The 14,751-nt window shown below is 60.4% G+C and carries 13 protein-coding genes; 9 read left to right on the forward strand and 4 right to left on the reverse strand.

Going from position 1 to position 14,751, the window contains the following annotated elements; genetic code table 11:
- Positions 1-17: 17 nt before the first annotated feature.
- Genes ABJ205_RS02230 through ABJ205_RS02240 form a run of 3 tightly spaced genes read right to left on the reverse strand, consistent with a single transcriptional unit; the run spans position 18 to position 4,262 of the window.
- Entirely contained in the window at positions 18-1,637 is a 1,620-nt protein-coding gene (locus tag ABJ205_RS02230; RefSeq protein WP_103022921.1) for a multicopper oxidase domain-containing protein, read from the reverse strand.
- Positions 1,638-1,662: 25 nt separating this feature from the next.
- Positions 1,663-3,603, reverse strand: coding sequence for a cytochrome c/FTR1 family iron permease (locus tag ABJ205_RS02235; RefSeq protein ID WP_348035537.1), 1,941 nt, complete (start codon positions 3,601-3,603; stop codon positions 1,663-1,665).
- Complete coding sequence (locus ABJ205_RS02240; protein ID WP_348035539.1) at positions 3,600-4,262, reverse strand: cation transporter; 663 nt, start codon at positions 4,260-4,262, stop codon at positions 3,600-3,602. Before ABJ205_RS02240 ends, ABJ205_RS02235 begins: the two co-directional genes overlap by 4 nt.
- An 86-nt stretch (positions 4,263-4,348) precedes the next feature.
- On the opposite strand from ABJ205_RS02240, the gene ABJ205_RS02245 reads away from it, so the two are divergent.
- From ABJ205_RS02245 to ABJ205_RS02265, 5 genes are all read left to right on the forward strand, one after another.
- Positions 4,349-4,762: a helix-turn-helix domain-containing protein gene (locus ABJ205_RS02245; protein WP_050600446.1), complete on the forward strand. Its 414-nt coding sequence runs from the start codon at positions 4,349-4,351 to the stop codon at positions 4,760-4,762.
- Positions 4,763-5,092: 330 nt separating this feature from the next.
- A complete protein-coding gene (locus ABJ205_RS02250; protein WP_050600445.1) occupies positions 5,093-5,440 on the forward strand; it encodes a hypothetical protein in 348 nt (115 codons plus the stop codon).
- A 63-nt stretch (positions 5,441-5,503) separates the two neighbouring features.
- Positions 5,504-6,757: a TolC family protein gene (locus tag ABJ205_RS02255; protein ID WP_348509980.1), complete on the forward strand. Its 1,254-nt coding sequence runs from the start codon at positions 5,504-5,506 to the stop codon at positions 6,755-6,757.
- Between the two features lie 11 nt (positions 6,758-6,768).
- Positions 6,769-7,917: an efflux RND transporter periplasmic adaptor subunit gene (locus ABJ205_RS02260; protein WP_050600443.1), complete on the forward strand. Its 1,149-nt coding sequence runs from the start codon at positions 6,769-6,771 to the stop codon at positions 7,915-7,917.
- 22 nt (positions 7,918-7,939) lie between these two features.
- Positions 7,940-11,236: a CusA/CzcA family heavy metal efflux RND transporter gene (locus tag ABJ205_RS02265; RefSeq protein WP_050600442.1), complete on the forward strand. Its 3,297-nt coding sequence runs from the start codon at positions 7,940-7,942 to the stop codon at positions 11,234-11,236.
- A gap of 170 nt (positions 11,237-11,406) precedes the next feature.
- Here the strand turns inward: ABJ205_RS02265 and ABJ205_RS02270 are convergent, their stop codons facing one another.
- On the reverse strand, positions 11,407-11,658 hold the full coding sequence (locus tag ABJ205_RS02270; RefSeq protein WP_348509981.1) for a hypothetical protein: 252 nt from the start codon (positions 11,656-11,658) through the stop codon (positions 11,407-11,409).
- An 18-nt stretch (positions 11,659-11,676) separates the two neighbouring features.
- Here ABJ205_RS02270 and ABJ205_RS02275 point away from each other — a divergent pair, with 18 nt between their 5' ends.
- From ABJ205_RS02275 to ABJ205_RS02290, 4 genes are all read left to right on the forward strand, one after another.
- The gene (locus tag ABJ205_RS02275; RefSeq protein WP_050600441.1) at positions 11,677-12,048 is read left to right on the forward strand and encodes an STAS/SEC14 domain-containing protein; all 372 of its coding nucleotides are present in this window, start codon (positions 11,677-11,679) and stop codon (positions 12,046-12,048) included.
- Positions 12,045-12,674 carry a cation diffusion facilitator family transporter gene (locus ABJ205_RS02280; RefSeq protein ID WP_348035542.1) on the forward strand — a complete coding sequence of 210 codons (630 nt, stop codon included), beginning with the start codon at positions 12,045-12,047 and terminating at the stop codon, positions 12,672-12,674. Before ABJ205_RS02275 ends, ABJ205_RS02280 begins: the two co-directional genes overlap by 4 nt.
- Entirely contained in the window at positions 12,671-13,693 is a 1,023-nt protein-coding gene (locus ABJ205_RS02285) for a hypothetical protein (protein WP_348035544.1), read from the forward strand. Before ABJ205_RS02280 ends, ABJ205_RS02285 begins: the two co-directional genes overlap by 4 nt.
- A 175-nt stretch (positions 13,694-13,868) precedes the next feature.
- On the forward strand, positions 13,869-14,732 hold the full coding sequence (locus tag ABJ205_RS02290) for a hypothetical protein (RefSeq protein WP_348035546.1): 864 nt from the start codon (positions 13,869-13,871) through the stop codon (positions 14,730-14,732).
- Positions 14,733-14,751: the final 19 nt, after the last annotated feature.

Genomic DNA, 14,751 nt, shown 5'->3' on the forward strand with positions numbered 1-14,751 from the left:
TCTGCCCGGTTACTGATTCAGGCTGTGACGGTGAATTGCCCCATCATGCCGGCGTCTTCGTGCTCGAGGATGTGGCAGTGATACATGTAAGGCAAATCCGGGTCGGTATAGTCCTCGAACCGCAAAAGGAGCCGCACGGCTTCGCCCGGATAGACGACAACCGTGTCCTTTAGCCCCTGTTCCGTCGCATCAGGGGCCCTGCCGTTCCGGTCGAGGATACGGAACTGCACATCGTGGATGTGGAACGGATGCGCCATCATCGAGGCATTCTCGACCTGCCAGATTTCGGTGGTATTGACCCGTACTGTCTCGTCGATACGCTGCATATCCATCGATTTGCCGTTGATGGTGAAACCACCTCCACGCATCATGCGCATTCCCATGCCCATATCGAGAACAAAACGGCGCGTGCGAACGGCATTGCCCGGATCGACCTGAGGCAAAGTAGCGAGCTGGCGAGGCATAGCGATCGCCCGCCTGCGGCTCGCGGCCGGCTGGATATCCAGCACGATAAAGCGACGCCTTTCATCCATCATGCCGCCCATCATCCCATCGCGACGCTCCTCTTCGCCCATCATACCGCCACGGCCGCCTCGGTCGCCCATCATCCAATTGTCCGTCGGCCGGTCGGAATCGCCCACGGGTCCGGACCCTCTCATTCCCCGGCCCATATTTCCCATACCCATGATTTCGAGCCCGTCCGCAAGCAGCGAAACCGGCCTTCCATCGCTGACATCGACGATTACCTGCGCGCGTTCGCCGGGAGCGAGAACAACATTGTCGGTTGGCAGCGGCGCAGTGAGCAAACCGCCGTCGGTTCCGATCTGATGGAAGCTGCGGCCATCGTCGAACCCGAAACGGTAAAAGCGTGCGTTCGAGCCATTGACTAGTCGCAGCCTCAAACGATCGGACTTTGCCTCGAAGACGGGCTCGACGACGCCGTTGACCAGCATCGTGTCACCCATCATTCCCATCATGATATTATGCATTCGCGTGGAGTAAATGAAGCTTCCATCGCTCGCGAACGCGCGGTCTTGAACGACCAGCGGTATATCATCGATGCCATAATCGTTGGGAAGGTCGAACGCCTCGCTCTCGCTGTCCCGGACATAAATCATTCCGGCCAGACCCTGATAGACCTGTGGCCCCGAACGACGGTGCGCATGCGAATGATACCAGAACATCGATGCGCGCTGGCGGACATCGAAACGCGCGGTCCAGCTGCCTCCTGGCTCGATCGGTTGATGCGGTCCGCCATCGGCGCGCGCAGGCAGATGAAAACCGTGCCAATGGACGGTCGCCGTTTCGGATAGATCGCTCGTGATATTCATACGCACCGTATCGCCCGCGTTCAGTTCAAGCGTGGGGCCGAGATAGGGCTGGTTGATGCCGATGGTCGGCGTTTCGATCCCGTCAAAAAATTGCGAGACGCCGTGGCGCAGATTGAGATCGAAAACCCGCTCGCCACTATCTCGTTCGCCTGAATAAAGAGGAGGAATGAGAAGTTGCGAGTGCGCGGTTACCGAAGCAAGCGCCGTATTCCGGTCTGTCAACAGGTCGCGCCGGGCATACGCGGCTATTCCCAGTGCACCTGCGCCAAGCACTGCACCGCCCAGAATAGAACGTCTGTCGATCATAATGCTTCCCTTGCCCGGAGCGTCGTCAACCGGTTTCGGCCTGCGGCGCCCGGGCTTGCATGCCTTTCATTCTGTTGCGCCAATAACCCAGCGCGATGAGCGCGAGCGTGAGAATTTGCGCCGCCACTGGCTCAAGTGCCGGTGCGATGCCCAGAATCGGCATGCGGGGCAGATTCGGAAGCGGAGTGATGCCCAACAATCCGGCTTCCTGGAGCCCCGAAATACCCTTCCCGGCCAGAACGACGGCAAGAATGCCGATCAGAACCGAACTATACGCGAAGAATGTTCCAATTGGCAGTCGGCGGCTGTAGCGAAGCATCGCCCACGCAATCAGCGCTAGCAAGACGATTGCGGCGGCAGCGCCAGCAAGAATCGCGTCGGTATGGCCCTGACTCCAGAGCGCTGCGAAGAACAGGATCGTCTCGAAGACTTCCCGGTAAACCACGAGGAAGGCCAGCCCGAACAGAAACCATGCGGATCTGCGCGAGAGAGCGTGCTGCATGGTTTTCTGGATATAGCGTTGCCATTCGCCGGCCTGCGACTTGCCGTGCATCCATATACCGACCGACAGCAGGACGAGAGCGGCAAAAAGCGATCCGAACCCCTCCACGAGTTCACGGCCTGCTCCACTTATGCCGATCAGGTAAGTCGCTGCCACCCAAGTCAGGCCACCGGCGACAAGGGCCGACAGCCATCCGCCATGGACGAAGGGCAAGACTTCCGTCCTCTTGGCCTTGCGCAGGAACGCGATCATCGCGATCACGATCAGCAACGCCTCGAGCCCTTCGCGCAACAAGATCGCAAAGGCTCCCGCGAATGCCGACGCCGCGCTGGCATTGTCCGGGGCGAGGACCGTCTCGACGCGGTAGAAAAGAACGTCGAGCGCATTCACCCTTTGGGCGACGGCGGCCAGCGGATCCCCGCGACCTATTGCCGCTCGAAGCTCCGCCATGCCGGTTTCGACAGATGCGAGCAGGTCTGCATCGCGCGTGCTTAAAACGGCTTCCAATGGTTCGAAGCCATCCAGATAGGCCGAGAGTGCGAGTTCGCGCGCTTCGGCCTCATTACCCGCTTCGTAAGCGGCAAGACTTTGCTGCAAGCGTTTGCGTGCCAAAGCGAGTGAGCCGGTCGTATCGCTCGCCACGGCTTCGGGATGAGCCCGCAAATAGGCCATAACGGCATCGGCACGCTCGGTTCCGATCGCCTCGCCAAGGGTTGCCGGCGTAAGGCCGGATAGAGCGGCGAGGTCAGGAATACGCGCCCGGATTTCCGGATCGTCGTTCCAGATCCGTCTGCCGCGCTCCACATCCTCAAATGCGATCGACCCTGAATAGTAGGCCAGGCTCCAGCGATCTTCCGCCCCGAGATCGGAAAAGCCCGGCATGGCCGTTCCCTCCAGACCCTGTCCAATGACCTGGTAGAGCGCGAAAGCGCTTCGCTCGCGGGCACGGACGACGTCGTCGAACGCGATTGGCGGGGGATCGAGTCCCTCTGCCGCGGGGCCGTCGCCTCCTCCGCTCACGCCATGACAGCTTGCGCAGTTCTGGGCGTACAGCGCGGCACCTCGCGCGAGGTCGGGTGCCGCCTCGGGAGCAAGCGGAACGGGAAACGCCGCGATCAGCTCGCTTGCCAATCTGCGCGCGTCTCGTGCGACGACAGCAGGCTCCACCTTCGTCGAGATTGACTCGACGAGAGCCTCTGCCTCCGCAACCAGCTGGGCACGGTGCGCGTTTGCGGGCAGGGCAGCCATGCGTTCGGCTACCGAGGCAGAAAATTCCTGCATTTCGGCATACTCCAGCTCGTTCGTGACTTCACCGCCGCTAACGGCTTCGGTGTAATCCACGGCGATGTAATCGAGCAGGCGCCAGGTCGTCTGAACCGCGTCATGCGTGCCTGCAGAAGCGGGCATTGCGACTGCGATCGACAAGAAAGCGATCAATTGGACCGCAAAAGCACGTAGCGTCATTTGGAGGCGGCCTTTCCGAGAGCCGGAGCATGTTGCGCGCGAAGTTCTTCGGTCGCGCGTTTTACAATGAGGTAAGCCGAATGCAGGAAGATCAGGGCGATCACCGCTGCGACCAGCAGATCGGGCCAAGCTTGCCCGGTCCAGGCGACCAGGGCAGCAGCGATGATCACTCCGACATTGGCGATCGCGTCATTGCGGCTGAACAGCCAGATCGCGGATACATGTGCGTCGCCTTCGCGAAACCGCATCAGCACAAGCGCCGCCGCGATGTTGACTATCAAGGCTGCGACGGCGATCCCGCCCATCAAGCCGGCTTCCGGCGCGACCGCGTTAAGCGATCGCCAGGCCGCCAGACCGATCACTCCGAGGCCTAGTACGCCCAGAAACAGGCCCTGTGCCAGCGCGACCCGGGCGCGCGTGCGGGCAGTCCACGCAAGAGCAAGGATGCCGATGAGCGTGATCGATCCATCGCCGATGAAGTCGAGAGCGTCGGCCTTGAGCGCTTGGCTGTCCGCCAGAAACCCGCCGAAGGCCTCGAAAACGCCAAAGCCCAGATTGAGCAATACGACGATCCAAAGGGCGCGGCGATAGGCGGGGTCTGCGCCTGCTCTTTGCGTATCGCCTGTGCAGCCGCAATCCGATGTTTCGTTATTCGACATGAGGCATTAGGTAACACCTCTAGCAACTGTAGGAGCAAGCCAAAATTGCGAATGGTTCGCGGTTTCGGAGCTGGAGGAGTGAGTTCATGCTTATCGGAGGTCTTTCGAAGGCGACGGGCACCAAGGTCAATACGATAAGGTTTTATGAGGATATCGGACTGATGCCCGAAGCCGCGCGTACGGCAGCGGGGCAGCGAACCTACAAAGAGCAGGACGTCGAGCGCCTTTCCTTTATTCGGCATGCTCGAAAATTGGGGTTTTCGATCGATGAAACACGCTCGCTTTTAAGCGTGAAGGCGAGACCGGATCAGAGCTGTGACGAGGCGGGTGACATCGCTTTGCGGCACCTTCGAGCCGTGGACGAGCGCATCAGTCGGCTACAAGCGCTTCGTTCCGAACTGAGAAGTGTGGTCGCGGCCTGCACGGGCGGCGAGGTTTCCGAATGCAAAATCATCGAAACGCTTTCTCGAAACCCAGCCGCCTCTTCCGCGGGTCGCTGACGCGAAAGCTATAATGGGACTATGGACACCGAACCCAGACAGCAAAAAAAGTGCTTGCACCTCCAGTCGCTGGAAGCGTTATCATCGTGATAATCCAGATTCTGATGTCGTGATCTAGGATTGGATGGCTGATTATGACGGAACTTGGGTAATTTGAATATTAATCAGCTTTCGCCTTATAAGAACGCTGCATTCATTCCATGGAATTTGGTCGAAAAAGAAACTACTCGAACAATATTCATTGTCCGGACGCTTCGTGACAATATCACATTACAGCAACCGAGAAGATTTTTGTTTCAACTTTCGTTTCACCTTGTTAGGGGCCACAGGATGTTCGATCTGAACGCCTTGATTCCCGTCAGGATTGTCGCCGCCCTTTTGGCGGTCGCAGCGCTGATGGCGTCTCCGGCGGTCGAAGCAGCGCAATGTGCGGACGAGCTGTCAGAAATAGCCTATTCGGTCCAGATGTTCGACATTGATGCGGACGAGAGCCCGCAAAACGAAAGCCCGGAGCAGCAGGAATGCGCCCACGGGCATTGCCATCACGTCGCCGCAGCACTGAAATCGAAGCTTTTAAACGACATGCCCGACCGGCTTAACATCACGGTTGGGTCGCATATGGCCGAAGAATTATTCGGCGATGCGAGCAATTTACCCAAACGCCCTCCTCGCGCCTGACGACCGTCACTGCGCTGCTTGACGCAGCGCATTTCGATTTGTCAGCAGAGAGAGTTTTGAAAAATGCCAGCCATCAAATGGCGAGGGGCCCTGATAGCAGGGCTAGCCCTCGCCGCAATTGTCACGCCTGTGGCAGCGCAGGAGCGGGAGCTTCTGACGCTCGACGAGGCGTTGGGCCGGACAGGCGTGGTTGCCGAACCCGCTAACACCGAGTTAAACCCGCGCATCGTCGGCCCTCGAGCGGAAGCCGAGGCGGCGCAGGCTCTTGTCGGACAGGCGCGGTTGCGGCCCAACCCTGAAATATCGCTCGAGGTCGAGAACATCGCCGGGAGTGGGGCCTTCTCCGGGCTAAGCGCCACCGAATATACGCTTGCTGTCGGACAGCGGCTCGAACTTGGAGGTAAACGCGGCACACGCGTCGAGGCTGCCCGGGCGCAGGCACAGCTGGCGGATCTGCGGGCTGACCTTGCGGGGGCCGAACTCGGATTTCTTGTCCGTGAACGCTACGTAGCAGCGGCTGCAGCAGCCTCGCGCGTCGAACTGGCCCTCGATGTGGTTGAGCGAAACGAAGAACTCGCCCGCATTGCCGGTCTCCTCGTAGAAGTCGGGCGCGAGCCCCCGCTCCGTGCTCTTCGGGCCGAAGCGGCCTTGGCGGAAGCGCAAGCCGAACTTCAGGCCGCCGAAGCGACAAGTCTTGCAGCCCGAACGGCCCTCGCCTCGCTATGGGGCGATCAGGGGGCGCCGCCGCTTGTTCCGAGCAGGTTCCCCGGGATCGAACCGCCCGGTGCTGTAATGGCGACAGCAAGCGGTCTGCAATTGCGAGTGGCGCGTGCGGAAAGCACCGCCGCTGCCGCCGAGATCGATCGTGAGCGCAGCCTGCGCATTCCCGATCCCGTCGTTTCCGCCGGTGTTCGACGCTTCGAGGAAAGCAATGACAGTGCCTTTCTTCTCGGTGTCTCGATCCCGCTTCCCTTCTTGAATCGTAATCAGGGCAATATCGCTGCAGCCGAAGCAAGGCTGCGCGCCGCCAATGCTCGCGAGGCTGTAGCGTTGGCCGATTTCGAGCAAGCCGTGACGCGCGCACGATCGCAATATCTTGCCGCCGAAGCGCGCGTCGAGACGCTTTCCACGACATCACTCCCCCAGGCCGAGGAGGCTCTTCGGCTCGTCCGCATCGGTTATCGCAATGGCCGCTTTCCGCTGATCGAAGTGTTGAGCGCAGCCGAAGCGCGCGATGCCATTCGCGAGGCGTTGATTGCTGCGCAAGAAGACCGGGGACAAGCTGCCGCCGAACTGATCAGGCTGGCCGCACAATGAGGAATACCAAAATGAACCGCAAAAGACTGGCGATCATCGCCGGAATTGTCATACTTGTTTCGGCCTTGATGCTGATGTTCTGGCCTGACAGCCAGGTCGACACCCACGCGGACGAAGAGGTCGCAGAGACAGAACTGCCCGAGGGGCTCGTGCTAATCGAGCAAGAGCAGATCCGCACCGCCGAGATCGAGGTCGCAGCGGTGCAAACGGGTGCCGCTGTCGAACTCGTATTTCCTGCAACGGTTGCGGCAAGTCCGACCGCCAGCGCACGCATCGATGCACGGGCTTCCGGTGTCGTGCGCAGCGTTGGCAAGACGCTTGGCGATTATGTCCGGCAGGGCGAGACCGTCGCTCGGATCGAAAGCGCCGATGCGGCTGCACTCGCTTCCCAGCTTAGTGCCGCCCGCGCCCGCGTAACCGAGCTTTCGGCGGCCTATGAACGGGAGCGCCGGCTATTCGAAGCCAATGTGACAGCGCGCCAGGATCTCGAAGCGGCGCGCGCCAATCTTGACGTTGCCCGTTCCGAACTGAACCGGTCGCAGGCTGCTGTCGCGGCAGCAGGTGTGAGCGGCGATGGGCGCTCGCTCGCTGTCACAAGCCCGCTTTCGGGCCGTGTGACCGCCGCTCCAATCGTGCTCGGCTCGTTCGTCGACGCCGGGGAGGAGCTTTACAGCGTGGTCAATCCCAGCGGCTTGCAGATCGAGGTTGCGCTGCCTTCCGAAGATGCTTCACGCATCCAGCCTGGCGACGAGGCTGCGTTGATCCTCGGCGATGGAAGGGAGATCGGCGCTCGCGTCCGGTCGGTAACGCCTTCGCTCGATGCCGAGAGCCGTAGCGCGACAGCGGTTCTTACCTTGACGCGCGCCGTTCCCGGTCTGCAGCCCGGATCGTTCCTTCAGGCGCGTATTCGCCCCTCGGGCGAATTGGACCAGAGCCGTATCGCGGTACCCGAAGATGCTGTGCAGGTGCTCGAAGGACGCGATGTTGTCTTCGTGCGGACACGACGCGGATTTCAGGCTCGGGAGGTCGAGATCGGCAGCCGGTCTGCCGGAATGGTGACGATCCTCTCCGGGCTCGAGCCCGGTCAGCGGATCGCGACTGCCAATGCCTTCCTGTTGAAGTCCGAGCTCGAAAAGGAGGGCGCAGAACATGGCCATTGATCAAACCACGGCATCTTCTCCCATGTCTTCGGACGAAGGTAGCCACCGTCACGGCCCGATCGGAGTCATCCTCGATGTCGCCGTTCGTTTCCGCTGGGCGATCATCGTCCTGACCGTGTTCGCAGCGATCTACGGAGCGTTCAATCTGGTGCGCCTGCCGATCGACGCGGTTCCCGACATCACCAACACGCAGGTCCAGATCAACACCAGCGCTGCCGCGCTCTCACCTTCGCAGGTCGAGACGCAGGTGACCTTCCCCATCGAAACCGGACTTGCCGGGATCGAAGGCCTGGAGATGACACGATCGATTTCGCGCAACGGCTTCAGCCAGGTCACCGCGATTTTCGAGGAGGGCACCGACCTCTACTTCGCCCGGCAGCAGGTGAACGAACGGCTCGCGCCGATTGGCGCTTCATTGCCCGAAGGAGCGGAGCCTACCATGGGGCCGATCTCCACCGGCCTTGGCGAAGTGCTGATGTATACGATCGAGTATGAGCATCCCGGTGGCAAGGGTGCGACCACTGGTGGCCGCACAGGCTGGCAGTCCGATGGCAGCTTCATCACCGAACGCGGCGACCGCCTCGAGAGTGAGGTGGCTAAGGCGGCCTATCTGCGCACTGTGCAGGATTGGGTGGTCGCGCCGTTGATGCGCTCGATCGACGGCGTGGCCGGCGTGGATTCGATTGGCGGGTTCGAAAAGCAATTCCTTGTTCAGCCCGATCCGGCACGTCTCACCGGCTATGGCCTGTCATTCGACTCACTCATCGATGCTCTAGAAGCCGCCAATCTGGCGGCAGGCGCCAATTTCGTCGATCGTGCCGACGAAGCCCTGCTTGTCCGCGTGGACGCGAGGCTGGGCAGCATTGCCGACATCGAAGAAGCCGTCATTGCGACCCGCGAGGGCGTGCCCATCCGCATCGGCGATGTGGCCGATGTGGAGATCGGCGGCGACCTGCGAACCGGTGCTGCTTCACTGAACGGTGAAGAGGCGGTGGTGGGAACCGTGCTGATGCGCGCGGGCGAGAACAGCCGGACCGTTGCGGCTGGTGCTGCCGAGAGACTTGAAGAGGTCCGCGCATCGCTTCCGGACGGAGTTGTCGCTGAGATTGTCTACAATCGTTCCTCACTAGTCGATGCGACGATCTCCACCGTCGAAAAGAACCTGCTCGAAGGCGCATTGCTCGTGATCGCCGTCCTGTTCCTCTTGCTCGGCAATATCCGCGCCGCCATAATCACCGCACTGGTCATTCCCGTTTCGATGCTGATGGCAGCGGTGGGGATGAACCGGCTTGGTGTCTCAGGTAATCTGATGAGCCTGGGCGCGCTCGACTTCGGGCTGATCGTCGATGGTGCGGTCATCATTGTCGAGAACAGCGTCGCCCGGCTTGCGGCCCGGCAACATCGCGAAGGACGCTTGCTTACCTTGGGTGAGCGGCTGACCGAAACGCGTCTCGCAGCGCAGGAAATGATCAAACCGACCGTCTACGGTCAGGCGATTATCTTCCTCGTCTTCGCGCCGCTGCTGACCTTTACCGGGGTCGAGGGCAAGACGTTCTCGCCCATGGCGATCACGATGATGCTCGCGCTGGCTTCGGCCTTCGTTCTTTCATTGACCTTCGTGCCAGCGATGATTGCGGTCCTGCTCAACAAGAAGCTGACCGAAAAGGAGGTGAAGCCCATTCGCTGGGCCAAAGAGCGCTACGGTCCCGCCGTGCGCAAGGTCATTGCGCGGCCCTGGCCGATGATTGGTGCCGGGGTTGGTCTCTTCACAGTAGCGGTTTTTGTGTTCGGCTTTCTGGGCAGCGAGTTCACCCCGCAGCTCGATGAACGCGACATCGCGGTGCAATCCTTGCGCATCCCCTCGACATCGCTCGAACGCTCGCTGGCGATGCAGCGGCGGGTCGAAGACCGGCTCGAAGAGTTTCCCCAAGTTGATCTTGTGTTCTCACGGACGGGCACGGCCGAAGTCGCCAGCGATCCAATGCCCCCCAATGCTTCGGACGCTTATGTCATCCTGAAGCCTCGCGACGAATGGCCCGATCCCGATTTGCCGAAAGATGAGCTTGTTGGTGAAATGGAAAGCGCGCTCGGAGGCCTCATCGGCAATCTCTACGAGTTCAGCCAGCCTATCGAGCTGCGCTTCAACGAGCTGATCGCCGGTGTGCGCGGCGATGTCGCGGTCAAGCTCTACGGCGATGACCTCACTGCGCTCACCGAAGCTGCGGGCGAGGTCGCGGGCGTGCTTGGAGGCGTCGAAGGCGCCGCGGACGTGAAGGTGCAGCAGGTGACCGGCTTTCCTACGCTGGACATCGCCTTCGATCGCCCGACCATCGCGCGCTATGGTCTGACCGTCGAGGAAGTGGCACAGTCGGTTGCTATCGCGCTCGGCGGGCGGCCAGCAGGACTGGTGTTCGAGGGCGATCGCCGTTTCGATGTTGTCGTGCGCCTCGAGGATGCTACGCGCGACGATTTCGACCAGCTCGGCGCGCTCCCGATCGTGCTTGAAAACGGGGTCACCGTTCCTTTGCGGACATTGGCCGATTTTCAGGTCGTCGATGGCCTTGCCGAGGTTCGGCGAGAGCAGGGCCGAAGGCTTGTGATCGTCTCGGCCAACGTACGCGAGCGCGATCTCGGCTCCTTTGTTGAGGAAGCGCAGGAAAGGGTTTCGACCGGCGTCGATATGCCGCCGGCCTCCTTCATCGAATGGGGCGGACAGTATCAGAACCTGCAGGAAGCGCAGGCGCGGCTCACCATCGTCGTCCCGATTGCCTTCGCTCTGGTTCTCCTCTTGCTGTTCATGGCTTTGGGTGGATGGGTTCCAGCGCTTGCCGTGTTCAGTGCCATTCCCATGGCCTTGGCTGGCGGGGTGTTCGCTCTGGCGCTGCGAGGCTTGCCATTCTCGGTGTCGGCAGCGGTCGGCTTTATCGCGCTTTCCGGCGTGGCGGTGCTCAACGGTCTCGTCATGATGACCGCGATCCGGCAGCGACTCGACAGCGGGATGTCACTGGATGAGGCGATTGCCGATGGCGCGCTGGCGCGACTGCGACCGGTGCTCATGACCGCGTTGGTGGCGTCGCTGGGTTTTGTGCCGATGGCGATTGCCACAGGAACAGGTGCTGAGGTGCAACGTCCCTTGGCTACGGTGGTTATCGGCGGGCTGATCACAGCCACTGCGCTCACGCTGTTCGTTTTGCCAGCGATCGCTCGCCTGGTACTCGATGATGGCAAGGAGAAGCGAAGCTGGCGCCAAAGATGGTGGGACCGCCTGCGTCGCAACGTCACGCCTGAGGAACGTAAAGAACTTCGGGATGTTACTTGAAGGGGAGGGCTAATTGAAGTTAGCTAGGTCAATTTGTCTGCCTCAGATCGCTTCGGGACTGACAAGTCTCGAAGCGATCCGGTATCGGACTCAATTGCGGGCGCGCGGAGCCTCGGCAGAACGCCCGGCTGCGATACGGGCACGGCGTGGGTGTTTTTCGCCGATGGCTTCTATGCAGAGGTGCAACCTTCGGACGGTGATCTGTCCGCTGTCGGCATCTGGCGCGATGAGGGTGAGGCCATCGCATATACCATGACCATAAGCCCTTCGAACGGCATGCGCGGCCAATGCAAGTGCGCCATCTTACGATCGAAGATTGTAGCCCGGGACGGCCCTTCACCTGCAACTATCGAGGTTTCGAGCGCATCTTTTACCGCTGTCCAGAGGACGCGCCAAAGCCGCTCGACGGTCGCGCGGAACATTCAAGAGGAGAAATCGCCATGCTCACCGCAATCGAAGATAACGGTCTGTTGCTCATCAGGGCGGACGGAACGCTTTCCGATAGCGACTATGACCGCTTCGTTCCGTTTTTCGAGCGCGTCGCGGCGCGAGTTCCTGGGACGGTTCCGATGCTTATCGAACTTGCTCCCGACTTTTCTGGCTGGGATATGGGCGGTCTCTGGCGCGACCTGAAATTCGATGCGAAGCACAAGGACAGCTTCGGCCGGATCGCGATGGTCGGCGATAGTAGTTGGGAAGAGTGGGGCACCAAGCTTTTCGATCCGCTATTCCGCGCGGAGATGAGGTTTTTCACACCTGTCGAGCGGGTTGCCGCCGAAAGCTGGGCGAGAGACGGAAGGAATGCGTCATGAGCGGCGAAGGCGAACTCAACCTCGATTCGGCCGAAAAGCGCCGCACTCTCTGGATCGTTTTCTGGCTCAATGTGGCGATTGCGATAGGGTTTTTCATCACCGGGGTAATCGGCGATTCCAACGCGCTGATTGCCAATGGGCTCGACAATTCGTCGGACGCGATTGTCTATGCATTGAGCCTGCTTGCGCTCACCCGCTCCCGGGTCTGGAAGCGCGGAGCCGCGCGTTTTTCCGGGGTCATGCTGCTTGTGTTCGCAGGCGGTGTGATTCTCGATGCCATCCGGCGCTTCATGGAGGGTTCGGATCCGATCGGCGGCGTCATGATGGTGATGGCGCTGGTTGCCGGTGCGGTGAACCTCTGGTGCCTTTACCTGCTGAAACGGCTGCAGAACAAGGATGTGAATTTGCGTGCGGCCACCACGTTCAGTTTGAATGATTTCGTTTCGAACGGCGGGATTATCATAGCGGGTATCGTAGTGTTTTTCACCGGATCGAACTGGCCCGATCTCGTCGTCGGGATCGGTGTGGCCTGCATAGCGATCTACGGCGGCATCGAGATCCTGCGCGACGCGCATATTGACGTTCACGAGGAAGAGGGCACAGAGCACAAGGGCTGGCGCAAGTGATCGCGGTCTGGGCAGCGGTTCTCCTCGCCGCCGTCTGGGCCGCTCATTGGGGCGCGGAACGCCTGTCCGCCCCGCTCAAGAAACTGCGCAAGCAATGGGGCTTCTCCGTCGCGGCCGGGGGCTCCTTTTTAGGTCTAGCCGCCGCTTCGCCGGAGATGGGCATCAATGTGACGAGCGCTGCTCGCGATGTGTCCGATATCGGCCTTGGCGCCATGCTGGGTTCGACCGTTCTGGTGATTCCGGTGATCGTGACGACCGCTTATCTGGCGACCCGTAAAGCGGCCCTTGAAGGTGCTGACAAGGAGCACGGGAAGCATCGGCGCGATCATTACGTCGCGGTCGACAAGGGGGCTCTTACCGTCCAGGCGCTGCCTTACCTGGCGATCCTCGGGGTCTTCGCTCTACTGACGCTTCCCGCCCCCTGGCGCGGGTTGCAGCCGATCGATGGATGGCTGCTGCTGATCGCGTATCTCGCCTATCTCGTACAGGCTCTCGTTCGGGGCCGAGAGAAGGGAGAAGAGGTCGAGTGGAGCCGAAAGGAGAAATGGATGGCCATAGCGGGCGTCGGCGCCTTGGCGGTCGGGGCCTACTTCACCGTATTCTCGACCGAGAGGATCGTGAGCGCACTCGGCATCCCGAATATCGTCGGCGGTCTTTTCATCACTGCCGCCGTCGCATCGCTGCCCGAGGTGTTCACGACTTGGAGCGTCGCGCGCTCCGGTCAGGTGACCTCCGCTAGCACAAGCGTGATCGGCGACCATGTTGTGACCATGACGCTCGCCTTCATCCCGCTCACGATCATCGGAACCCCGATCGAGAATTTTCAACTTTTCTGGGTCAGTCTCCTGTTCGTCGTGCTGATGGCCGCGCTATACGCTCTCTTTCTTTCGTTGGGAGACGAAGAGAAAAGAGGCTTCGGTCGATGGCACATCTTCGCGTTCTGGGCAGCCAATGCGGCTTTTATTGCCGTAATATTCCTGTGGGTGCAGCCTTTGCAAGTCTCCGGAGGAGCCGGATGAGCAATGGCAACCAAGATCAGGGTGAGCGGAGCGGCCATAGCCACCGCGAAGAGGGTCATGACGATCAGCCCTTGCTTATGAAGACATCTCCTCGAAAAGACTGTGATGGAGATTTGCCTGTCGCGCGGAAGAAAGTCGCAGACGAACTTCCGGCGGTACGGGGTGTGAAAAGCAAATGAGCCTTTTCGACACTATCTTTGAGACACAAGGCCGATCGCATGTTTTGCTTCTTGCGATATTCGCAAGCACCGGCTTGGTCGTAGGGACGTTGTGGGTCGAACGGGTGGGGGCGGGATTGCGCCGGTCCGATCTGTTGTATCCCGGTGCTGCGGGCTTTCTGTTTGCGACCGTCGCGCTGGCGATCACGCCGTTCGTACAATCGACAGTCGACAGCTGGGCCATCCCTGTGCTCTTTTTGCTCGGCGGAGGAGCCTATGTTCTTCTGTGCAGGGCAGCCGGCTATTTCAGAGGCCGTTTCGCGGACGGCAAAAGAAAGCAGCATGATCGCGACGAGGATTTGTCCAATGTTGCTGTATCCTCGATCTTTTCAATCGTCGATTTGATCGGCTATGGTTTGACGCTCGGTATTGCAGCAGCCGCTTCCGTGACTTTGGCAATAGTCACAGCGGCAGGGTTAGCCACGGCGAATATCTTGGTCAGTCGCCAGATTGGCTCTAGGTTCATAGCCGCTAGCTCAAGCCGAATGGACCGCATCGCGCTACAGGTCGGTCTCGCTCTGGCCTTCATCGGTTCTGCGCTGTTGGCATTCTGGATGGTACACAGTGTCGATAGTTTCGGCCTGCCTTGGCTTCTCACCGTCCTTGCAGGGTTGCTCTTGGCTGCAGCGGTAAGAGCTTTGCTTCTTCATCAAGCGGCACACACAGCGGGGCACTTCAAATCGCTTCTTGCTTTTCTCGTCGGGTTCGCCCTTCTCGCACTCATTATTGCCGGGCTCGCCGAATTATCCGACGTGGTGAATATTTCGAACTCGGGTTTGGAGCATCCCGTAGAGTCGGCGGCAGCCACATTTAGCAAATGAACCACTAACAACGGGACAC

It is taken from the genome of Erythrobacter sp. (assembly GCF_039988855.1).
In the GTDB taxonomy this organism is placed as follows: Bacteria; Pseudomonadota; Alphaproteobacteria; order Sphingomonadales; family Sphingomonadaceae; genus Erythrobacter.